This is a genomic window from Serratia sp. LACPHL-BACT-2024-00286 (assembly GCF_043109535.1).
GTDB classification, from domain to species: Bacteria; Pseudomonadota; Gammaproteobacteria; order Enterobacterales; family Enterobacteriaceae; genus Serratia; species Serratia sarumanii.
The window spans coordinates 285,008-307,816 of record NZ_JBICNA010000006.1; the positions used below are offsets into that span (position 1 = coordinate 285,008).

17 protein-coding genes are annotated in these 22,809 nt (G+C 60.5%); 11 read left to right on the forward strand and 6 right to left on the reverse strand.

The window, feature by feature from the left end; all coding sequences use genetic code 11:
• Positions 1 to 95 precede the first annotated feature (95 nt).
• The 6 genes from mazG to ACF8MC_RS19365 all read left to right on the forward strand — a co-directional run bounded on the left by mazG (position 96) and on the right by ACF8MC_RS19365 (position 7,364).
• Entirely contained in the window at positions 96 to 890 is a 795-nt protein-coding gene (gene mazG / locus ACF8MC_RS19340; protein WP_033649234.1) for a nucleoside triphosphate pyrophosphohydrolase, read from the forward strand.
• Between the two features lie 348 nt (positions 891 to 1,238).
• Complete coding sequence (gene pyrG / locus ACF8MC_RS19345) at positions 1,239 to 2,876, forward strand: glutamine hydrolyzing CTP synthase (protein WP_033637139.1); 1,638 nt, start codon at positions 1,239 to 1,241, stop codon at positions 2,874 to 2,876.
• A gap of 81 nt (positions 2,877 to 2,957) precedes the next feature.
• The gene (gene eno / locus ACF8MC_RS19350; RefSeq protein ID WP_033637140.1) at positions 2,958 to 4,253 is read left to right on the forward strand and encodes a phosphopyruvate hydratase; all 1,296 of its coding nucleotides are present in this window, start codon (positions 2,958 to 2,960) and stop codon (positions 4,251 to 4,253) included.
• Positions 4,254 to 4,551: 298 nt separating this feature from the next.
• Entirely contained in the window at positions 4,552 to 5,742 is a 1,191-nt protein-coding gene (locus ACF8MC_RS19355; RefSeq protein WP_039568868.1) for an NAD(P)/FAD-dependent oxidoreductase, read from the forward strand.
• The gene (locus ACF8MC_RS19360) at positions 5,739 to 6,134 is read left to right on the forward strand and encodes a hypothetical protein (protein ID WP_077791442.1); all 396 of its coding nucleotides are present in this window, start codon (positions 5,739 to 5,741) and stop codon (positions 6,132 to 6,134) included. Before ACF8MC_RS19355 ends, ACF8MC_RS19360 begins: the two co-directional genes overlap by 4 nt.
• Positions 6,135 to 6,170: 36 nt before the next feature.
• Positions 6,171 to 7,364 carry a methionine gamma-lyase gene (locus tag ACF8MC_RS19365; protein WP_164105376.1) on the forward strand — a complete coding sequence of 398 codons (1,194 nt, stop codon included), beginning with the start codon at positions 6,171 to 6,173 and terminating at the stop codon, positions 7,362 to 7,364.
• Positions 7,365 to 7,400: 36 nt separating this feature from the next.
• Here ACF8MC_RS19365 and ACF8MC_RS19370 read toward each other — a convergent pair whose 3' ends face one another.
• From ACF8MC_RS19370 to ACF8MC_RS19385, 4 genes are all read right to left on the reverse strand, one after another.
• Positions 7,401 to 8,795: an amino acid permease gene (locus ACF8MC_RS19370; RefSeq protein ID WP_033649240.1), complete on the reverse strand. Its 1,395-nt coding sequence runs from the start codon at positions 8,793 to 8,795 to the stop codon at positions 7,401 to 7,403.
• A gap of 102 nt (positions 8,796 to 8,897) precedes the next feature.
• Positions 8,898 to 10,433 (reverse strand): histidine ammonia-lyase, encoded by a 1,536-nt coding sequence (gene hutH / locus ACF8MC_RS19375; RefSeq protein ID WP_164105374.1) that lies wholly within the window; start codon positions 10,431 to 10,433, stop codon positions 8,898 to 8,900.
• Positions 10,430 to 12,121 (reverse strand): urocanate hydratase, encoded by a 1,692-nt coding sequence (gene hutU / locus ACF8MC_RS19380; protein ID WP_025159649.1) that lies wholly within the window; start codon positions 12,119 to 12,121, stop codon positions 10,430 to 10,432. Before hutU ends, hutH begins: the two co-directional genes overlap by 4 nt.
• A 379-nt stretch (positions 12,122 to 12,500) precedes the next feature.
• Complete coding sequence (locus tag ACF8MC_RS19385; RefSeq protein WP_164105372.1) at positions 12,501 to 13,841, reverse strand: aromatic acid/H+ symport family MFS transporter; 1,341 nt, start codon at positions 13,839 to 13,841, stop codon at positions 12,501 to 12,503.
• 326 nt (positions 13,842 to 14,167) lie between these two features.
• Between ACF8MC_RS19385 and queE the strand changes: the two genes are divergently transcribed.
• Positions 14,168 to 14,839, forward strand: a complete 672-nt coding sequence (gene queE / locus ACF8MC_RS19390; RefSeq protein ID WP_074026011.1) for a 7-carboxy-7-deazaguanine synthase QueE — start codon at positions 14,168 to 14,170, stop codon at positions 14,837 to 14,839.
• Between the two features lie 29 nt (positions 14,840 to 14,868).
• Here queE and queD read toward each other — a convergent pair whose 3' ends face one another.
• Complete coding sequence (gene queD / locus ACF8MC_RS19395; protein WP_004932638.1) at positions 14,869 to 15,228, reverse strand: 6-carboxytetrahydropterin synthase QueD; 360 nt, start codon at positions 15,226 to 15,228, stop codon at positions 14,869 to 14,871.
• 436 nt (positions 15,229 to 15,664) lie between these two features.
• Here queD and cysJ point away from each other — a divergent pair, with 436 nt between their 5' ends.
• The 3 genes from cysJ to ACF8MC_RS19410 all read left to right on the forward strand — a co-directional run bounded on the left by cysJ (position 15,665) and on the right by ACF8MC_RS19410 (position 19,979).
• Positions 15,665 to 17,467 carry an NADPH-dependent assimilatory sulfite reductase flavoprotein subunit gene (cysJ, locus tag ACF8MC_RS19400; RefSeq protein WP_033649245.1) on the forward strand — a complete coding sequence of 601 codons (1,803 nt, stop codon included), beginning with the start codon at positions 15,665 to 15,667 and terminating at the stop codon, positions 17,465 to 17,467.
• A complete protein-coding gene (cysI, locus tag ACF8MC_RS19405) occupies positions 17,467 to 19,182 on the forward strand; it encodes an assimilatory sulfite reductase (NADPH) hemoprotein subunit (RefSeq protein ID WP_164105370.1) in 1,716 nt (571 codons plus the stop codon). The genes cysJ and cysI overlap by 1 nt, the downstream gene beginning before the upstream one ends.
• A gap of 62 nt (positions 19,183 to 19,244) precedes the next feature.
• On the forward strand, positions 19,245 to 19,979 hold the full coding sequence (locus tag ACF8MC_RS19410; RefSeq protein ID WP_016929052.1) for a phosphoadenylyl-sulfate reductase: 735 nt from the start codon (positions 19,245 to 19,247) through the stop codon (positions 19,977 to 19,979).
• 55 nt (positions 19,980 to 20,034) lie between these two features.
• Here the strand turns inward: ACF8MC_RS19410 and ACF8MC_RS19415 are convergent, their stop codons facing one another.
• Positions 20,035 to 21,105: an aminopeptidase gene (locus ACF8MC_RS19415; RefSeq protein WP_033649282.1), complete on the reverse strand. Its 1,071-nt coding sequence runs from the start codon at positions 21,103 to 21,105 to the stop codon at positions 20,035 to 20,037.
• A 261-nt stretch (positions 21,106 to 21,366) separates the two neighbouring features.
• Between ACF8MC_RS19415 and cysG the strand changes: the two genes are divergently transcribed.
• Positions 21,367 to 22,797, forward strand: coding sequence for a siroheme synthase CysG (gene cysG / locus ACF8MC_RS19420; protein ID WP_033652938.1), 1,431 nt, complete (start codon positions 21,367 to 21,369; stop codon positions 22,795 to 22,797).
• The last annotated feature ends 12 nt before the right edge of the window (positions 22,798 to 22,809 follow it).

The window sequence follows — 22,809 nt, forward strand, 5'->3', positions numbered from 1 at the left end:
TCGCCTTTCGGGCCGTATCGATAGCGGATGCGGCCCGAAATCCATGAATTCGGCGGGCGCTCCCCTGCGCCCCCATGCTTTCTCAGAGATTTTTTATGACCCAATCCACTCCGCTGCAGCGTCTGCTGAACATCATGAAAACGCTGCGCGACCCGCAGATCGGTTGCTCGTGGGACCGCAAGCAAACCTTCGCCACCATTGCGCCTTATACGCTGGAAGAGACTTACGAAGTGCTGGACGCCATCGAGCGGCAGGACTATGCCGATCTGCGCGACGAGCTGGGCGACTTGCTGTTTCAGGTGGTGTTTTACGCGCAAATGGGGCAGGAGCAGGGGCTGTTCGATTTCGATGAGGTGTGCACCGCCATCAGCGACAAGCTGGAGCGCCGTCACCCGCACATCTTCGGCGACGCCGAGGGCGGAGACAGCGAAGCCGTGGCGGCGCGCTGGGAGCAGCTGAAGGCCGGTGAGCGCGCCGAAAAAGCGCTGCACTCGGTGCTGGACGATATTCCGCAGGCGCTGCCGGCGTTGATGAAAGCGCACAAGATCCAGAAACGCTGTGCCTCGGTCGGCTTCGACTGGAATACCCTGGGCCCGGTGCTGGACAAAGTGTACGAAGAGATCGACGAAGTGATGCACGAAGCCCGCCAGGCGGTGGTCGACGAGAGCAAGCTGGAAGAGGAGATCGGCGATCTGCTGTTCGCCACGGTGAACCTCTCGCGCCATTTAGGCCACAAGGCCGAGAACGCGCTGCAGGCGGCGAACCGCAAGTTCGAGCGCCGCTTCCGCCAGGTGGAAGAGATTGTCCAGCAAAGCGGGCTGCGGCTTGAAGACGCCACGCTGGAGCAGATGGAAGAGGCCTGGCAGCAGGTGAAACGTCAGGAAAGCTGAATCGCCGCGACAATGTTGATCGCCGACAAGGTTCGCTTGAGCTGAAACGGTTAAGCTTTCGGTCAGGTTAGAGGCGCATGGCTGCCGGCGGCAGCAAAAGGGCAACAAACTGAAATCTAAGGCGTTTTATCGCTCCTGAGGGGCGGTAAAAAGAAATTTTCTCTGCTAACTCTTTGTTTTACCTGGAGGGTTTATGCGGCGCCGGCGGAGTAAACCCTGATGAACACGGGAGGGCGGCCGAGATGATGGACAGCAAAACGATCGTTTGTAGGTCAGGAGAGGTTCGGGTATACTACTTTCCCGTCCTGGTTCTTCCATCGTCTTTAAACCTAAACTCTCAGGTTCAGCATGACAACTAATTATATTTTTGTGACCGGCGGGGTCGTATCCTCTCTGGGTAAAGGCATTGCCGCAGCCTCTCTGGCGGCTATTCTTGAAGCCCGTGGCCTCAACGTTACCATCATGAAACTGGACCCGTACATCAACGTGGATCCGGGCACCATGAGCCCGATTCAGCATGGGGAAGTTTTCGTCACCGAAGACGGCGCAGAAACCGATCTGGATTTGGGTCACTACGAGCGCTTCATCCGCACCAAAATGTCGCGTCGCAACAACTTCACCACCGGCCGCATCTACTCCGACGTGCTGCGTAAAGAACGCCGCGGCGACTATCTGGGTGCGACCGTGCAGGTCATTCCGCACATCACCAACGCGATCAAAGAGCGCATCATCGAAGGTGGCGAAGGCCACGATGTGGTGCTGGTGGAAATCGGCGGCACCGTCGGCGATATCGAATCGCTGCCGTTCCTCGAAGCTATCCGTCAGATGGCGGTGGAAGTGGGCCGCGAGCACACTCTGTATATGCACCTGACGCTGGTGCCGTACATGGCGGCGGCCGGCGAAGTGAAAACCAAGCCGACCCAGCATTCCGTAAAAGAGCTGCTTTCCATCGGTATTCAGCCTGATGTGCTGATTTGCCGTTCCGATCGCGCAGTTCCTGCTAACGAACGCGCTAAAATCGCGCTTTTCTGCAACGTGCCGGAAAAAGCGGTTATCTCTCTGAAAGACGTTGATTCTATTTATAAAATCCCAGGCCTATTGAAATCTCAGGGGCTGGACGATTATATTTGTAAACGATTCAGCTTGAACGCACCGGAAGCCAACCTGGCCGAATGGGAACAGGTGATCTACGAAGAAGCCAATCCGGGCGGCGAAGTGACCATCGGCATGGTCGGCAAATACGTTGAGCTGCCGGACGCCTACAAGTCGGTGATCGAAGCGCTGAAGCACGGCGGGCTGAAAAACCGTCTGACCGTGAACATCAAGCTGATCGACTCGCAGGACGTGGAAACCCGCGGCGTGGAAGTGCTGAAAGGGCTGGACGCGATCCTGATCCCGGGCGGCTTCGGTTACCGCGGCGTGGAAGGCAAAGTGATGACCGCACGCTATGCGCGCGAGAACAACATTCCTTACCTGGGCATTTGCCTGGGCATGCAGGTGGCGTTGATGGAGTTCGCTCGCAACGTGGCGGGCATGGAAAACGCCAACTCCACCGAGTTTATGCCAGACTGTAAGTACCCGGTGGTGGCGTTGATCACCGAATGGCGCGACGAAGACGGCAACGTCGAAGTGCGCAGCGAAGAAAGCGATTTGGGCGGCACGATGCGCGTAGGTGGCCAACAGTGCAACCTGATCGACAACAGCCTGGTGCGTCAGCTGTATGGCGAACCGACCATTGTCGAGCGTCACCGTCACCGTTACGAAGTTAACAACATGCTGTTGAAGCAGATCGAAGCCGCAGGGCTGCGTGTCGCCGGTCGTTCCGCCGACAACAAGCTGGTCGAGATCATTGAACTGCCGAATCACCCGTGGTTTGTAGCCTGTCAGTTCCACCCGGAATTTACGTCTACGCCGCGTGATGGGCATCCGCTGTTCGCCGGCTTCGTGAAAGCCGCAGGCGAGCATCAGAAGCGCCAGGTGAAATAAAATATTTGGTAGGCGGCGCGCGGTGAGAACCGCGCGCTGTTTGTCTGGAGTTTTAGTTTAACTTGTACTGAGGAAAACCTAATGTCCAAAATCGTTAAAGTCATCGGTCGTGAAATCATCGACTCCCGCGGTAACCCGACTGTTGAAGCCGAAGTTCATCTGGAAGGCGGTTTCGTCGGCTTGGCTGCTGCGCCGTCAGGTGCTTCTACCGGTTCCCGCGAAGCGCTGGAACTGCGTGACGGTGACAAGTCTCGTTTCCTGGGTAAAGGCGTACTGAAAGCCGTTGCTGCAGTAAACGGTCCGATTGCTCAGGCAGTACTGGGTAAAGATGCCAAAGACCAGGCGAACATCGACAAGATCATGATCGAGCTGGACGGCACCGAAAACAAATCCAACTTCGGCGCCAACGCCATTCTGGCGGTTTCCCTGGCAGCAGCGAAAGCGGCTGCAGCCTCTAAAGGTATGCCGCTGTACGAGCACATCGCTGAACTGAACGGCACCCCAGGCAAATTCTCCATGCCACTGCCGATGATGAACATCATCAACGGCGGCGAGCACGCTGACAACAACGTCGACATTCAGGAATTCATGATTCAGCCGGTTGGCGCGAAAACCCTGAAAGAAGCGGTGCGCATCGGTTCTGAAGTGTTCCACCACCTGGCGAAAGTTCTGAAAGCCAAAGGCATGAACACCGCCGTGGGCGACGAAGGCGGCTACGCACCAAACCTGGGTTCCAACGCCGAAGCGCTGGCGGTTATCGCTGAAGCGGTAAAAGCGGCGGGCTACGAGCTGGGCAAAGACGTCACTCTGGCGATGGACTGCGCGGCTTCCGAATTCTACAAAGACGGTAAATACGTGCTGGCCGGCGAAGGCAACAAAGCCTTCACTTCCGAAGAGTTCACTCACTTCCTGGAAGATCTGACCAAACAGTACCCAATCGTGTCTATCGAAGACGGCCTGGATGAATCCGACTGGGCGGGCTTCGCTTACCAGACCAAAGTTCTGGGCGACAAAATCCAGCTGGTGGGCGACGATCTGTTCGTTACCAACACCAAGATCCTGAAAGAAGGCATCGAGAAAGGCATCGCTAACTCCATCCTGATCAAATTCAACCAGATCGGTTCTCTGACCGAAACTCTGGCTGCTATCAAGATGGCGAAAGACGCCGGCTACACCGCGGTGATCTCTCACCGTTCCGGTGAAACCGAAGACGCGACCATCGCCGACCTGGCGGTAGGGACTGCGGCTGGCCAGATCAAAACCGGTTCCATGAGCCGTTCTGACCGCGTTGCCAAGTACAACCAACTGATCCGTATCGAAGAAGCGCTGGGTGACCGTGCGCCGTTCAACGGCCTGAAAGAAGTTAAAGGCCAGTAAGTTCGACCGATTCGGTTGCTAAATAAAAACCCGCCGCGGCGGGTTTTTTTATGTTTTAAATTCGTGATGAATGTCAGTCTAATAATAAGTTTTTTATTGAAAACGTGGTCCTATTTAACCCGATAATTTTATTAAAGATAGTGACTGTGTTTATTTTATATTCCATTTTTATTTGCTTTATAATTATTCGTTACTAGACTGCCAATGAGGCAGTTTATTTCTCGCCGTTCTGCCGTAGATCTTCATCCTCACTATGCCTTAATACTGCCGGCTTGCTGGCCGGTTGAGCGAGGGCTTGATGCGACAGCGAATCGTCATTGTCGGCGGCGGAACCGGCGGCACCATCCTGGCCAATGTATTGGCCGAAAAATTGCACCGAGAAATTATTAATAATAAAGTCGAGTTATTAATGATATCGGATTCACCGCTGCATTATTACAAACCGGCGTTTATGTATGTGGCGTTCAATACTTTTTTCAAACAGGAACTCACGCGCTCACAGCGGAGTTTATTGCGCCCTGAAATACAATTCATTGTTGATAAAGCGGAATCTTTCGATTTAACACAGCGAAATATAGCCACGCAAAGCGGTAAAATTTATTCCTATGACTTCCTGGTCTTTGCTACCGGCTGCGTCCCCTGGCCGGAGCGTATCGAAGGGCTGGCGCAGGCGGGCGATCATTTTTACCAGTATCAGGCCGCCAGGCGGTTGGCGCAAAAACTGGCGACTATCGAGAAAGGGCGTATCTTCATCACCGTTTCCTTCCCTGAAACCCCCAACGTGCCCCACCAGTGCGGCATCGCGCCGATCGAAACCACCTTGATGCTGGATGACTACCTGCGGCGGCGCGGCGTGCGTAAGGCGGTGGAGATCGTTTATACCTATCCGACTATTTCCCAATTGCTGCGCAACTGCCTGTTTTTGCAGCGCCCGACCGGCGAAGCGCTGCCCGCCATTTTTGCCGCGCGCGATATCCGTCACCAGCGCGGTTTTACCCTCAGCCGGGTGGACGCACAGCGCAACATCGCCTATTCCGCCGAGGGGGAGGAACAGCCGTTTGACATCCTGATGGCCACGCCGCCGATCCGGGCGGTGGAAGCGGTGCGCAACACCGGCCTGAGCGATATTCAAAACGGCGAGGGGTGGTTGCCGACCGATCACCAAACGCTGCAGGTGTACGGCCAGCAGGGCGTATACGTGATAGGCGATACCGTGGATCTGCCGGTCAGCAAGGCAGGCGGTTCTTGCCACAATCAGGCGCCGGTGATCGCCGACAACATCGTGGCGGAAATACGGCTGGGGCAAACGGTCAGCCATTACGACGGCAAGGTGCAGGCGGTCGCGCAAATGGGGCTGAATGCCGGCATGCCGCTGGTGTACGACTACCGTCACGACGTGCTGCCGACCCCGGCCACCAAGGTGGGCGGCATGCTGCGAAACGGTTTTAACCGCGGTCTGTATTGGGCCACGGTAAGGGGGCTGATATGACGGAAAGCACGGTGCATGGTGATGAACTCCAATCGCTGGCGGGCTTGCTGGAAAAACTGCGGCCGCTGCTGGCCGGCGGGCGGCTGGACAACGTGGTCGATCTGCTATCGTTGCTGTCGGACGTAGTGGATATCGCCGACAACGCGCTGGTGGAAAAACTGGCCGGCGTATTCGAAGGGCTGGTTACGGTCGGTTGGGAGGGAGGGACTGCGTTGAAGATGGCGCACAGCGAGCTGCAATTGAACCCGCCGCCCGCCAATTTTCGTGCGGCTTACGCCTTGCTGAAGCAGCCGGACACCCTGCTGGGCGTCATGCTGCTGCTGCGCACTCTGCAAATTATCGGGCGGCGTACACGGGATGGCGCGTTGCCGCCGGATGCTTCCGATGAATAATTGAATCGGCTTCGTTCACTCAGATAAGGAGTCGTTATGTCCGGCAAACTTGACCATGCCTTCGCTACCCGCGCTATTCATTATGGCTACGATCCTCAGCAGCATCAGGGGGCGCTGAGCCCGCCGGTGTTTATGAGCTCCACTTTTACCTTTCCCACGGCGGAATATGGCGGCGCTTGCTTTGCCGGCACCGAACCGGGGTATTTCTATTCACGTATCGCCAACCCGACGCTGAATCTGCTGGAGCAGCGCATCGCCAACCTCGAAGAGGGGGAAGCGGCGGTGGCGTTCTCTTCCGGCATGGGGGCGATCACCGCCTGTTGCTGGACGTTGCTCAGCCCGGGCGATGAGCTGATCGTCGATGAAACGGTGTATGGGTGCACCTTCAGCTATTTTCATCACGGTCTGGCGCGCTTTGGCGTCAAGATAACCCATGTTGATCTGACCCGGCCGGAGCGGCTGGCCGCCGCGATCGGTAGGCGCACCCGGCTGGTGTATTGCGAAACCCCGGCCAACCCCAACATGCGACTGATCGATATCGCCGCAGTGGCGGAGATTGCACACCGGCATCAGGCGTTGCTGCTGGTGGACAACACCTACTGTACGCCGTACCTGCAGCGGCCGCTGACGCTGGGCGCCGACATCGTGGTGCACTCGGCCACCAAGTACCTCGGCGGCCACGGCGATCTGCTGGCCGGGCTGGCGGTGACGAGCGAGGCGCTGGCGCAGACGATCCGGCTTGAGGGGCTGAAGGACATGAACGGGGCAGTGCTGTCGGCGCAGGATGCTGCGCTGGTACTGCGCGGTTTGAAAACCTTGCCGCTGCGCATGGATCGTCATTGCGATAACGCGCAGCGTCTGGCGGAGATGTTGGCGGAGCATCCTGCGGTCGAGCGGGTGTATTATCCCGGCCTGGCGAACTTCCCGCAGCATGCGTTGGCGCAGCGGCAAATGGCGCGCCCCGGCGGCATGCTGGCGTTTGAACTGCGGGGCGGCATGAGTGCAGGCATTCGCTTCCTCAATGTGCTGCAGCTCATCTTGCGCGCGGTCAGCCTGGGCGATTGCGAAAGCCTGGTGCAACACCCGGCCAGCATGACGCACTCGGCCTACAGCCCCGAAGAGCGGTGGCGCCATCATATCAGCGAGGGATTGGTGCGGTTGTCCGCCGGGCTGGAGGCGTTTGATGACTTGCAGGCGGATGTCCTGCAAGCATTGGCGCAGGCGCATTAAAAAACCCGCCGCAGCGGGTTTTATCAGAAGCGAGCGTTACATCTGCTGCGTTGCCGCGGTCACCGGCGAACCCCCGCCTTTCTTGCGCACCCACAGCCAGTAAGCCACGGTGAGTAAAGCGATCCACACCAGCCCGACGTACAGGGCGATGCGGCTCTCTTCGAAGTAGCCGAGCAGGCCGATGACGAATGCCATAAAGGCGGTCGCCAATGCCGGCGCCACCGGCCACCACGGCACCGGGAAGCTCAACTGACGAGTTTCTTCCGGCGACAGCGTGCGGCGCATGACGATCTGCGACAGCAGGATCATCAGCCACACCCAGACGGTGGCGAAGGTGGCGATCGAGGCGATGATCATGAAGACTTTCTCCGGGATCAGGTAGTTGAGCACCACCGCCAGCAGCAGGGCGACCGACATCACCAGCACCGTCATCCACGGCACGCCGCTGGCGGTCAGTTTGGTGAAGCTGCGCGGCGCCTGGCCGTCCTGCGCCATGCCGTACATCATGCGGCCGGCGCCGAAGATGTCGCTGTTGATGGCCGAGATGGCGGCGGTGATCACCACCACGTTCAGCACGTTGGCGGCGGAGCTGATGCCGAGGTTGCTGAAGATCTCAACGAATGGGCTGCCGTTCTGGCCGATGCTGTTCCACGGGTAGATCGCCATCAGCACCGTCAGCGTCAGCACGTAAAACAGCAGGATCCGCACCGGCACGGCGTTGATCGCCTTCGGCAGCACTTTGGCGGGGTCTTTCGCCTCGCTGGCGGTAATGCCGATGATCTCGATGCCGCCGAAGGCGAACATCACCACCGCCAATGACGCGACCACGCCGCCCATGCCGTTAGGCATAAAGCCGCCGTGCTGCCACAGGTTACTGATACCGGTAGCGTGCTGGGCTTGGCCGAAGCCGAACAGCATCACCGCCGCGCCGCCGACGATCATCGCCACGATGGCGGCGACCTTGACCAGCGACAGCCAGAACTCCAGCTCACCGAACACCTTGACGCTGCACAAATTGAGCGCGCCGATAAACAGAATGATGCTGAGCACCCAGACCCACTGGGCGACGTCCGGGAACCACAGCCCCATATAAATGCCGAAGGCGGTGACGTCTGCCAGGGCGACGATCACCATTTCGAAGGTGTAGGTCCAACCGGTGAGGAACCCGGCCAGCGGGCCGAGATAGTGGTTGGCGTAGTGGCCGAACGAGCCGGAAACCGGCTGGTGCACCGCCATTTCACCCAGCGCGCGCATCACCATGAACACCGCTGCGCCCCCCACCAGGTAGGCCAGCAGCACGGCCGGGCCGGCCAGCTGGATGGCGCCGGCGGAGCCGTAGAACAGGCCGGTGCCGATCGCCGAGCCGAGAGCCATGAAACGGATGTGCCGCGCGTTTAGTCCGCGTCTGAGTTGTGTTGTTTCGTTACGCATGTTGCTTCCCGTTAAGTGTTTGCCGAACAGGCACGCGCTGCCCGCGCCGGGTGGAACGCACCCGGCGGGGCAGAACAAACTGCGTGATTCAGTGTGTGATGATTATGCCTGGCTAGGCAGCAGCGCCGCAGGCAGCAGCGATGTCAGGTGACCGGCCGCCAAGAGTTGGCTGGCGGCTTCAATGTCGGGGGCGAAGAAACGATCCTTGTCGTAGAAACTGACATGCTCGCGCAGCAGACGGCGCGCCTGCTCCAGACCTTCCGAGGTCTTCAGGCCGTTGCGGAAATCCAGGCCCTGGCAGGCGGCCAGCCATTCGACCGCCAGAATGCCGCGCACGTTGTCCGCCATGCTCCACAGGCGGCGACCGGCGGCCGGCGCCATGGAAACGTGGTCTTCCTGGTTGGCGGAGGTCGGGATGCTGTCGACGCTCGACGGATGCGCCAGCGCTTTGTTTTCGCTGGCCAGCGCCGCGGCGGTCACCTGGGCGATCATGAAGCCGGAGTTCACGCCGCCGTTTTCCACCAGGAACGGTGGCAGTTGCGACATGTGCTTGTCCATCATCAGCGAGATGCGACGTTCTGACAGCGAACCGATTTCGGCGAACGCCAGCGCCAGGTTATCGGCGGCCATCGCCACCGGCTCGGCGTGGAAGTTGCCGCCGGACAGCACGTCGCCCTGTTCGGCGAACACCAGCGGGTTATCCGAGACGGCGTTGGCTTCAATTTCCAGCACCTCGGCGGCCTGGCGGATCTGCGTCAGGCAGGCGCCCATCACCTGCGGCTGGCAGCGCAGGGAGTAAGGATCCTGCACTTTTTCGCAGTTGCGATGCGAGTCGGAGACTTCGCTGCGCGCGCCGAGCAGGTGGCGGTAGGCGAGGGCGGCGTCGATCTGGCCGCGCTGGCCGCGCACCTCGTGGATGCGCGCATCGAACGGGCTGCGAGAGCCCAGCGCCGCTTCCACCGTCAGGCTGCCCGCCACGGTCGCGGCGGCGAACAGGTCTTCGGCATCGAACAGGCCGCGCAGCGCGAAGGCGGCGGAGACCTGGGTGCCGTTCAGCAGCGCCAGGCCCTCTTTCGCCGCCAGCGTCAGCGGTTTCAGGCCGGCCTTGGCCAGCGCTTCGGTCGCCGGCAGCCATTGGCCCTGATGGCGCGCCTGGCCTTCGCCCAGCAGCACCAGGCTCATGTGCGCCAGCGGCGCCAGGTCGCCGGAGGCGCCGACCGAGCCCTTCAGCGGAATATGCGGATAAACTTCGGCGTTGACCAGCGCGATCAGCGCCTGGATGACTTCCAGACGAATGCCGGAGAAGCCGCGCGACAGGCTGTTGATCTTCAGCACCATGATCAGGCGCACCAGGTTATCGTCGGTCGGCTCGCCCACGCCGGCGGCGTGCGACAGCACGATCGAACGCTGCAGGTTTTCCAGATCGTCGCGGGCGATGCGCGTCGAAGCCAGTAGGCCAAACCCGGTATTGATGCCGTAAGTGGTGCGGTTTTCTTCAACGATGCGTTCCACGCAGGCCACGCTCTGCTGGATTGGCGCGTAGGCGTTGTCGTCCAGCGTCAGCGTCACCGGGTGTTGATTGACGTCGCGTAGCTGGGCCAGCGTCAGTTTGCCCGGGCGAATAGTCAGCGCTTTCATGCTTTTTCTCCTTGGGTCGCGGCAACCATCGGCAGGTTCAGGCCTTGCTCACGGGCGCAGTCGATAGCGATATCGTAACCGGCGTCGGCGTGACGCATGACCCCGGTAGCCGGGTCATTGTGCAGGACGCGGGCGATGCGCTCGGCGGCTTCGTCGGTGCCGTCGCAGACGATCACCATGCCGGAGTGTTGGGAGAAGCCCATGCCGACGCCGCCGCCGTGGTGCAGGGAAACCCAGGTGGCGCCGCTGGCGGTGTTCAGCAGGGCGTTGAGCAACGGCCAGTCGGAAACCGCATCGGAACCGTCTTTCATCGCTTCGGTTTCACGGTTCGGGCTGGAAACGGAGCCGGAATCCAGGTGATCGCGACCGATGACGATGGGGGCGGACAGTTCGCCCCGGCGCACCATTTCGTTGAACGCCAGGCCCAGCTTGGCGCGCTGGCCGAGGCCAACCCAGCAGATGCGCGCCGGCAGGCCCTGGAAGCTGATGCGCTCGCGCGCCATGTCCAGCCAGCGGTGCAGGTGTTCGTCATCCGGGATCAGCTCTTTCACCATGGCGTCGGTTTTGTAGATGTCCTGCGGATCGCCGGACAGCGCCGCCCAGCGGAATGGCCCGATGCCGCGGCAGAACAGCGGACGGATGTAGGCCGGCACGAAGCCCGGGAAGTCGAAGGCGTTGTCGACACCGGTTTCTTTCGCCATCTGGCGAATGTTGTTGCCGTAGTCGAAGGTCGGCACGCCCATCTGCTGGAAGGCCAGCATGGCTTTGACGTGATCGGCCATCGACTGCTTGGCGGCGGCGACCACTTTGGCCGGCTCGGTCTGGGCGCGCTGGCGATACTCTTCCCAGCTCCAGCCCTTCGGCAGGTAGCCGTTCAGCGGATCGTGGGCGCTGGTCTGATCGGTGACCATGTCCGGGCGCACGCCGCGGCGAACCAGCTCAGGCAGGATTTCCGCCGCGTTGCCGCACAGGGCGATGGAGATGGCTTTGCCTTCCGAGGTGTATTTTTTGATGCGTGCCAGCGCGTCGTCCAAATCTTTAGCCTGCTCATCGACGTAGCGGGTTTTCAGGCGGAAATCGATGCGGCTCTGCTGGCATTCGATGTTCAGCGAGCAGGCGCCCGCCAGCGTCGCGGCCAGCGGCTGCGCGCCGCCCATGCCGCCCAAGCCGGCGGTCAGCACCCAGCGGCCCTGCAGGCTGCCGTCGTAATGCTGGCGGCCCGCTTCGACGAAGGTCTCATAGGTGCCCTGAACGATGCCCTGGCTGCCGATGTAGATCCAGCTGCCGGCGGTCATCTGGCCGTACATGGCCAGGCCTTTGGCGTCCAGTTCGTTGAAGTGTTCCCAGGTCGCCCAGTGCGGCACCAGGTTGGAGTTGGCGATCAGCACGCGCGGCGCGTTGCTGTGGGTTTTGAAGACGCCGACCGGCTTGCCGGACTGCACCAGCAGGGTTTCGTCTTCCTCCAGCGTTTTCAGCGTTTCGACGATCTTGTCGTAGCAATCCCAGTCGCGCGCGGCGCGGCCGATGCCGCCGTACACCACCAGCTCGTGTGGGTTCTCCGCAACTTCAGGATCGAGGTTGTTCATCAGCATGCGTAACGGCGCTTCGGTCAGCCAGCTTTTTGCGTTTAATTGTGTGCCGCGTGGCGCGCGTACATCGACATTGCGAACTTTGTTATTTGTAGTCACAGCAGTTTCCTCAAACAGTATCGGTGCAGATTCCATGCCGCGGTGGGGGATGAGTACCACGGCATAACAATGCGTAGGGTTTATTAACATATACTTGTATGTACAAGCATATGCAACACTGACCAGTTGCCGCTTAAAAGTGGCATAAGAAAAATTTATTTTCTTTTTATATCAGTTTGATATGCGATTTTTTATCGCCGGCTTCATGTATGGAAAGCCGGAGAAAAGTGAGCTGTTCGGCAAAAATGAATTAAAAATGACTCATTTTTGGGCGGCTAGTCACAATATTTTTACAGACTGATTACAGTTGCGGCCAGGGGATAAACAAACCCTATCGCCGCAGGGAAAAAGCCCGCCGTCGGTGGCGGGCTTGCCAGGGTCAGGCCGCCGGTTGCAGCGTCGGTTTGCGGCTCATTTTGCATACCGTGGCGATGGCGGCGATCAGCGCCGGCACGCACAGGAACATCAGGATGCTCTGCACTTCCCACTGCATCGCCAGCAGTTGGGCGCCCATCATGGTGCCGGCGACGCCGCCGAAGCGGCCGATGCCCTGCATCCAGGCGATGCCGGTGGCGCGGCTGTGGGTGGGGTAGAAGGTGGCCGCCAGCGTTTGCAGCCCGGACTGCGCGCCGTTCATGGTGACGCCCATCAGGAAGATGAAGGCGCCCAGCAATACGATCTGCTTGTCTTCGGTCGCCATCGCCACGATCAGCAGGGCGGTGACGACAAAGCCGCTAGAGACGACCTTGTGCGCATTCCAGCGATCCATCAGCCAGCCAGCTACCAGGATGCCGAGCGTGCCGCCGAAGGTGAACAGCGAGGTGAGCATCGCCGACTGTTCCAACTGATAGCCCAGCCCCTGCATCAGGATTGGCATCCAGCTCAGCAACACGTAGTAGATCACCAGCCCCATGAAGTAGGTCACCCACAGCATCAGCGTGCCGAGCAGGTAAGGGCGGCTGAACAGCAGGCCGACGCTGGTCTTGGCCTGCGTCAGCTTTTCTTCATACAGGTAAAAACGCGTTACGCCGTCGAGGCTCTGGCTGACGAAGCGCTGTGCGATGCGCTTGATCTTCGCCGCATCCTGCCCGCGGTTGACCATGTATTTGACCGATTCCGGCAGCAGCAGGATCAGCAAAACCGTCAACGCCAGCGGCGCAATGGCGCCGAGCAACAGCACGCTGTGCCAGCCGTAGCTCGGGATCAGCCACGATGAAATGGCACCGCCGCCGGCCGCGCCCAGCGGAAAGCCGCAGTACATGGTATTGATCGCCAGTGAACGGCAGCGCTGCGGCGCGTATTCGGAGATCAGCGTGATGGCGTTGGGCATCGCCGCTCCCAGCCCGAGGCCGGTGAGAAAGCGCCACAGCGTCAGGCTGTTGAGCGAGCCGGCGTAGGCAGTGGCCAGGCTCGACAGGCCGAAGAACAGGCAGGAAAACACCAGCACGCGTTTGCGGCCGATGCGGTCGGAGATTGGCCCGGCGATCAGCGCGCCGAGCGACAGCCCCAGCAGCGCGGCGCTCAGCACCGGCCCCAGATCCTGTTTGACGATGCCCCAGTCTTTGGCGACCGAGGGGGCGATATAGCCCATGGCGGCGGTATCGAAACCGTCGATGGCGAGGATCAGGAATCCGAGAATGATCAGGGTCCAGTGAAACAGCGAAAACTTGCTGTCGTCGATGGCCTGCTGAATGTTCAACTCGCTGGTGGAATGAGTCATGGCACCCTCTAAACGCAGATGTAGTCGTGATGGATGGAACGTGGCCGAAACTGACGCTCGGCTTGTGTTTGCTTGTATATACATCTGCGCGTCGGCGCTTTATGTCAAATATATTTATCTTATGCGTTAAATAAATGTTGTTTTTGCGAAGCAGGTTACACCGTGAATGAAAGGCCAAAGCCCGACTCACAAATTAAATGAACGCCGTGGGTGGTGAGATATGCTGGCGGCGGCGCTGAGAATAAAATTTAATACAATGTTGGCCGTTTGGTCGCCGGGCCGGAATCTGCGATAATCGCTTTTTACTTTTCCAGATTGAGAAACCGATGCAGTACCCGATCAATGAGATGTTCCAAACCTTGCAGGGCGAAGGCTTTTTCACCGGCGTGCCGGCCATTTTTATCCGCTTGCAGGGCTGCCCGGTAGGGTGCAGTTGGTGCGATACCAAACATACCTGGGAAAAGGAAGCCAATCGGGAAGTCGACCTGCAACGGATCCTGGTCAAAACAGAAGAGAGCGACGCCTGGGGCAATGCCGGCGCCGAGCAGCTGTTGGCGGTGATGCGTCAACAAGGCTACACCGCGCGCCATGTGGTGATCACCGGCGGCGAACCCTGCATCTACGATCTGGCGCCGCTGACCGAGCTGTTCGAACAGCATGGTTATGGCTGCCAGATTGAGACCAGCGGCACCCACGAGGTGCGCTGTTCCGCCAACACCTGGGTGACGGTTTCGCCGAAGGTGAATATGCGCGGCGGCATGAAGGTGCTGGATCAGGCGCTGCGGCGCGCCGACGAGGTGAAGCATCCGGTGGCGCGCGAGCGCGACATCGAGGCGCTGGACGCGCTGTTGGCGACGCTGCAGGACGACAAGGCGCGCATTATCGCGCTGCAGCCGATCAGCCAGAAAGAAGAGGCGACCCGCCTGTGCATCGAAACCTGTATCGCGCGCAACTGGCGGCTGTCGATGCAGACCCACAAGTATCTGAACATCGCCTAAAATCAGGGCGCCCTTGGGCGCCCTTTCTTTTAACCTTTATATACGCATCCCGCAGTACAGGTCTCTTTCACCATCACCGCAGTCAGTTCCGGCAACTGGGGCTTGAGCTGCTGCCAAATCCAGGCGGCGAGCACTTCGCTGGTGGGATTTTCCAATCCTGGAATATCGTTCAGATAATGGTGATCCAGCCGCTCCCAGATCGGGGAAAACACAGCCTTGAGCTCGGCGAAATCCATCACCCAACCGGTGTGGGGATCCACTTCACCGGTCACTTCCAGACGCACCATAAACGAATGCCCATGCAGACGGCCGCACTTATGGCCCTCCGGCACGTGGGGCAAACGGTGTGCGGCTTCAAACTGAAAATCTTTAAACAGCGTGGTTGCCATTATTACGGCCTCATTGACTCAAAAACCGCCGCATAGTACCGGAAAGCGCGTCTGCTTGCCATTTATACCGTTATGGTCTACCGCCACGGCAAACGCATCCGGTTAACACTTTTTTTGTTTGGTGTTTGCGGCACCTATCGGCTGGGGTAATGAGCCGAAATGTTGAACGGTGAAAAAACGATGAAAAAAAGCGCTTTAATTTCATCTGGATAAAAAACTTTGTTTAACGGTTTAAGCGTTATCCCTTACCGGAAAAACAGCTTAGTCATTTTGGTTATGATTTATTGCTATCCCTTATTTAATCGTTGCTATTCTGCTCGGTAACCTTACAAACTCTCCTGATCTTTTCCGCACACCCGACGCAGCGAAGAGACAGCGACTGACACTGGCGCGCGCCTGGCAGGAAAGGCGCTAAGTATAGGAAATAAGTACAGCAATGACGACTCAGGCTCCTCCAACATCTTTGCTCCCGCTGACGCCCGAACAGCTGGCGCGCCTGCAGGCGACGATCGGCGACTATTCGCCGACGCAGCTGGCGTGGCTGTCCGGCTATTTTTGGGGCATGGTCAATCAACAGCCCGGAGCCGTGGCCATTGCGCCTGTCGCCCCTGCGGCTGCCGCCGGCATCACCATCATTTCCGCTTCGCAGACCGGCAATGCGCGCCGCCTGGCGGAGCAGCTGCGCGACGATCTGCTGGCCGCCAATCTGAGCGCCACGCTGATCAGCGCCGGCGACTACAAGTTCAAGCAGATAGCTCAAGAGCGCCTGCTGGTGATCGTCGCCTCTACGCAGGGGGAAGGCGAGCCGGCGGAAGAAGCGGTGGCGCTGCATAAATTCCTGTTCTCGAAGAAGGCGCCGAAGCTGAATGACACCGCTTTTGCGGTGTTCGGGCTGGGCGACACCTCTTATGAGAATTTCTGCCAGTCTGGTAAGGATTTCGACGGCAAGCTGGCCGAGCTGGGCGCCGAGCGCCTGGTGGAGCGCGTGGACGCCGACGTGGAGTACCAGGAACTGGCCGCCGCCTGGCGCAAACAGGTGGTGTCGGTGCTGAAGGCGCGCGCGCCGGCGGAAAGCGCCGCACCGGGCGTGTTGGCCAGCGGCGCGGTCGATCTGATCGACAGCAGCCCGTACAGCAAGGAACAACCGCTTACCGCCCAGCTTGCGGTCAATCAGAAAATTACCGGCCGCGCGTCGGATAAAGACGTGCGCCATATCGAAATCGATCTGGGCGACTCCGGCCTGCGCTATCAGCCGGGCGATGCGCTCGGCGTATGGTTCGACAACGATCCAGCGCTGGTGGACGAACTGGTGCAGCTGCTGTGGCTGAAAGGCGACGAGCCGGTCGAGGTGGAAGGGCAAACCCTGCCGCTGGCGCAGGCGCTGCGCAGCCATTTCGAGCTGACGCAGAACACCACGCCGATCGTCGATAAATACGCCGCGCTGTCGCGCGACGAAACGCTGATCGGCCTGTTGGCGGATAAAGCCGCGCTGCAGCAGTACGCGCACAACACGCCGATCGTCGACATGGTGCGTCAGGCGCCGGCGGATCTGAGCGCCGAACAGCTGGTCGGCCTGCTGCGCCCGCTGACGCCGCGTCTGTACTCCATCGCCTCTTCGCAGGCGGAGAACGAAAGCGAAGTCCACATCACCGTGGGCGTGGTGCGTTACGACATCGACGGGCGCGCCCGCAGCGGCGGCGCCTCCGGCTTCCTGGCGGATCGCCTGGAGGAAGACGGCGACGTGCGGGTGTTTATCGAACACAACGACAACTTCCGCCTGCCGGCCAACCCGGAAACGCCGGTGATCATGATTGGCCCGGGCACCGGCATCGCGCCGTTCCGCGCCTTTATGCAGCAGCGCGACGCCGACGGCGCCGGCGGCAAAAACTGGCTGTTCTTCGGCAACCCGCACTTCACCGAAGATTTCCTGTATCAGGTCGAATGGCAGCGTTACGTGAAAGACGGCCTGCTGACCCGCATCGATCTGGCCTGGTCCCGCGACCAGCAACATAAAATATACGTACAAGACAAACTGCGCGAACAGGGCGCGGAAGTGTGGCGCTGGATTCAGGAAGGCGCGCACATTTACGTCTGCGGCGATGCCAATCGCATGGCGAAAGACGTGGAAAACACATTACTGGAACTGGTGGCCGAGCACGGTGGCATGGATACCGAGCAGGCGGATGAATTTTTAAGTGAGCTGCGCCTTGAGCGCCGTTATCAGCGAGATGTTTACTGATGAGTGATAAACACCCCGGGCCTTTGGTAGTCGAAGGCAAACTGGCCGATGCGGAGCGCATGAAGAAGGAGAGCAACTTCCTGCGCGGCACCATCGCCGAAGATTTGAACGACGGCCTGACCGGCGGCTTCAACGGCGACAACTTCCTGTTGATCCGTTTTCACGGCATGTATCAGCAGGATGACCGCGATATTCGCGCCGAACGCGCCGAGCAGAAGCTGGAACCGCGCCACGCCATGATGCTGCGCTGCCGCCTGCCGGGCGGCATCATCAGCCCGCAGCAGTGGCTGGGCATCGACAAGTTCGCGCAGGAGAGCACGCTGTACGGCAGCATTCGCATCACCAACCGCCAGACGTTCCAGTTTCACGGCATTCTGAAAGGCAACGTCAAACCGGTGCACCAGCTGCTGAACCGCCTGGGGCTGGACGCGTTGGCGACCGCCAACGACGTCAACCGCAACGTGCTGTGCACCTCCAACCCGGTGGAGTCCGAGCTGCATCAGGAAGCCTACGAGTGGGCGAAGAAGATCTCCGAACACCTGCTGCCGCGCACCCGCGCCTACGCTGAGGTGTGGCTGGATCAGGAGAAGGTGGCCACCACCGACGAAGAGCCGATTCTGGGGCCGACCTACCTGCCGCGCAAATTCAAAACCACGGTGGTGATCCCGCCGCAGAACGACGTCGATCTGCACGCCAACGACATGAACTTCGTGGCGATCGCCGAAAACGGCAAGCTGGTAGGCTTCAACCTGCTGGTGGGCGGCGGGCTGTCCATCGAACACGGCAACAAGAAGACCTACGCGCGCCAGGCCAGCGAATTCGGCTACATTCCGCTCGAGCATACGCTGGCGGTGGCGGAAGCGGTGGTGACTACGCAGCGCGACTGGGGCAACCGCACCGATCGCAAGAACGCCAAAACCAAATACACGCTGGAGCGCGTCGGGGTGGACGTTTTCCGCGCCGAAGTGGAAAAGCGCGCCGGTATCACCTTCGCGCCGATCCGGCCGTATGAATTCACCGGCCGCGGCGATCGCATCGGTTGGGTGAAGGGCATCGACGATCAATGGCACCTGACGCTGTTTATCGAGAACGGCCGCCTGCTGGACTATCCGGGGCGCCCGCTGAAGACCGGCATGGCGGAGATCGCCAAGATCCATAAAGGCGACTTCCGCCTGACGGCGAACCAAAACGTGATCATCGCCGGCGTGCCGGCAAGCGAGAAGGCGAAGATCGAAGCCCTGGCGCGCGATCATGGCCTGATCGACGACGAGATCAGCGAGCAACGCAAGAACTCGATGGCCTGCGTATCGTTCCCGACCTGCCCGTTGGCGATGGCGGAGGCCGAGCGCTTCCTGCCGCAGTTCGTCACCAAGGTGGAGGGGATCATGCATCGGCACGGGGTGGGCGACGAGCATATCGTGCTGCGCATCACCGGCTGCCCAAACGGCTGCGGCCGCGCGCTGCTGGCGGAGCTGGGGCTGGTGGGCAAGGCGGTCGGCCGCTATAACCTGCATTTGGGCGGCAACCGCGAAGGCACGCGCATTCCGCGCATGTACCGCGAGAACATCAACGAAGACGAGATCCTGAGCGAGATCGACCTGTTGATGGGGCGCTGGGCGAAGGAGCGCAACGCCGGCGAAGGCTTCGGCGACTTCACCATCCGCGCGGGCATCGTCAAACCGGTGCTGGATCCGGCGCGAGATTTCTGGGAGTGAGGCCGGGCGGCCCCTGGGGCAGAGGGGCCGCACAGGTAATTTCAAGTAGCAGGAGAGACAACATGGCTGAATTCGATCTGGCGGCGCTGAACGCGTTGCCCAAATCCGGGCAGGCGCTGGCATTGGCGGTGGTCAACGGCCAACTGGAGACCCTCAGCGCCGAACAGCGCGTTGCATGGGCGCTGGAGCATCTGCCCGGCGAGTTCGTACTCTCGTCCAGTTTCGGCATTCAGGCGGCGGTATGCCTGCACCTGGTGACGCGCATCCGGCCGGATATCCCGGTGATCCTGACCGACACCGGTTACCTGTTCCCGGAAACCTACCGCTTTATCGATCAACTGACCGACCAGCTGAAGCTGAATCTGCAGGTGTTCCGCGCCGAGCAGTCTCCCGCCTGGCAAGAGGCGCGCTACGGCAAACTGTGGGAGCAGGGCGTGGAAGGGATTGAGAAGTACAACCAGATCAACAAGGTCGAGCCGATGAACCGCGCGCTGGAGACGCTGGGGGCGCAGAGTTGGTTCGCCGGCCTGCGGCGCGAGCAGTCCGGCAGCCGCGCCAATCTGCCGGTGCTGGCGGTGCAGCGCGGGGTGTTCAAGATCCTGCCGATCATCGACTGGGACAACCGCAAGATTTACCAGTATCTGACCGAACATGGGCTGAGCTATCACCCGCTGTGGGAGCAGGGCTACCTGTCGGTAGGCGATACCCACACCACCCAGAAGTGGGAGCCGGGCATGAGCGAGGAAGAGACGCGTTTCTTCGGCCTGAAGCGCGAGTGCGGCCTGCACGAAGGCTAAACGGCGCGATCAACATGACGGGGCTCAGCAGTGCTGGGCCCTGTTTTTTTGCGGACTACTTTTTCTTCTGTGCTTTCGGCGGGTGCGCCTGCGCCAGCTCTTTGATCAGCGGCAGCAGGATCTGCACGCTTTCGCGGCTGCGTTTGTCGATCCGCCCCGGCAGATAGCGATCCAGATACTGCAGGTTGTCATACTGCGGGCGGTGCCAGGTGATGCCCTGCGGGAAGTGCGGGCTGACGGCGCGCTGCTGGTAGCCGTCCTTGTCGCCCAGCGACCAGTTGGTGGCCTCCACCGACAGCACCGGGATGCCTGCGGCGTCGAACACCTCTTGATCGGAGCAGCAGCCGGTGCCCTTCGGATGCTGGGCGCTACCCGGATTGCTGGCGGCGGCGATGCCGTAGCGGTGGGCGATATCCAGCGCGCGATCGCGGGAGCGTTTCGCCATTTGCGGCGGCGTGTTGCGCCCGGCGTTGAAGTACAGACGATCGCCGGTGATCAGGCTGTCGAGGTTGATCACCAGCACGGTGTTGCTTTTCTCTTCCGCGCTCATGCGTTGCAGGTAGTTTTGTGCGCCCAGCGAGCCGATCTCTTCGGCACTGGTGGCGACGAAGCGCAGGCCGTAGGCGGTGGGGATGCTTTTCAGGCGCTCCGCCAGTTCCAGCATCACGCCGATGCCGGAGGCGTTGTCGTCGACGCCCTGCAGCGTCAGGCCGCCGAGGTTGTTATCCAGGTCTTCGTCGCTCTGCGGCGTGTAGGTGTCGAAGTGGGCGACAATCACTATTTGTTTCGGGCTGTCGCCGTTGCGGGCGGCGATCACCGAGCTGGCGGTGACGTTGTTCCAATTCTTCTTGCCGTCTTTGCTGGTGTAGAGATAGCGCGTGTTGACGCTGCGAATATCGCTTTGATAACCCATCTTGCTGAACTGCTGCTTCAGGTAGTCGGCGGTGAGCAATTCGGCCGGGCTGCCCGCCATGCGGCCGGGGAAGTAAGTGGCGATGTGGCGGGTCTGTTCGGCGGCGAAACGGCCCATTGGCGCGTCTTTTGCGGGCTGTGCGGCACAAACGCTGAAGACGCCGCCGAGTGCGAGGGCCAGCAGGCTGGTCTTCAGGTAAAAACGGGAAAACATACCGAAAAATCCTTCTTTGCTATCGGCGCTGCCGATCATTTTTCTTCGGCACCCAGTATGAGACGCCGGGCGGCATTACACAATTTCCCCGTCTCTTAATTTTCGCGCGAATGCGCAAACCGTCGCCGCAGTTATCACCGTTTGCCTCTGGCGTTGCGGCCTATATTCCATAAAGGAACTAATCATTCCTTTTCGTCATTTCAGAGGCTAAATCTCAGCCCGTATAGTCACACTATCTTTCTGTTATATGAAAAGGCTGTTGTGGACTATCTACCAATATTTGCCGACCTGAAACAACGTCCGGTGCTGGTCGTTGGCGGCGGTGACGTGGCTGCGCGCAAAGTCGATCTGCTTCAGCGCGCCGGGGCTGAAATACGGATAGTTGCGCAGTCGCTCTCACCGGAACTGGAACAACAACGTCAGCAAGGGCAACTGCTCTGGCTGGGGAAAACCTTTGACCCGCAACAGCTGGACGAGGTGTTTCTGGCGATCGCCGCCACGGACGACAACGCGCTGAATGCCGCGGTGTTCGCCGAGGCGGATAAACGCCGGGTGTTGGCCAACGTGGTGGACGATCAGCCGCGCTGTTCGTTCATCTTCCCGTCGATCATCGATCGCTCGCCGCTGGTGGTGGCGGTGTCGTCCAGCGGCCAGGCTCCGGTGCTGGCGCGGTTGCTGCGCGAAAAGCTGGAGGCGTTGCTGCCCGCCAGTTTGGGGCAGATGGCGCAGGTGGCGGGCCGCTGGCGCGGCCAGGCCAAACAGCGGCTGGCCTCGATCGGCGAACGTCGTCGTTTCTGGGAGAAAGCCTTCGGCGGCCGTTTCGCCACGCTGGTGGCCAACGGCCAGACGGCGCAGGCGGAGCGGCAGCTGGAGCAGGATTTGCAAAGCTTCGCCGCAGGCGATGAAGGCGTGCAGGGCGAGATAGCCCTGGTGGGCGCCGGGCCGGGCGACGTGGGGCTGTTGACCCTGCGCGGGCTGCAGGTGATGCAGCAGGCGGACGTGGTGCTGTATGACCACCTGGTCAGCGGCGAGATCCTCGATCTGGTGCGCCGCGACGCCGAGCGCATCTGCGTGGGCAAACGCGCCGGCGCGCACTCGGTGATCCAGGAAGAGACCAACCGGCTGCTGGTGGAGCTGGCGCAGCAGGGCAAACGCGTGGTGCGCCTGAAGGGCGGGGATCCGTTCATCTTTGGCCGCGGCGGCGAAGAGCTGCAGGTGGCCGCCGCCGCCGGCATTCCGTTTCAGGTGGTGCCGGGCGTCACGGCCGCCGCGGGGGCGACCGCCTACGCCGGCATTCCGCTGACGCACCGCGACCACGCGCAGAGCGTGACCTTTATCACCGGCCACTGCCGCCCCGACGGCGATGGCCTGGACTGGGCCGATCTGGCCCGGGCGCGGCAGACGCTGGCTATCTACATGGGCACCATGAAGGCGGCGGACATCAGCCAACGCCTGATCGCCCACGGCCGCGCTGCCGATACGCCGGTGGCGGTGATCAGCCGCGGCACGCGCGCCGATCAGCAGGTGCAGATCGGCACGCTGGATCAACTGGAACATCTGGCCCAACGGGCGCCGCTGCCGGCGCTGCTGGTGATTGGCGAAGTGGTGGAACTGCACCATCAAATCGCCTGGTTCGGGCATCAATCGCAGACGGAAGGGGCCGCGCGCCCGGCCGTCGTGAATTTGGCATAGGCAAGGCTTTTA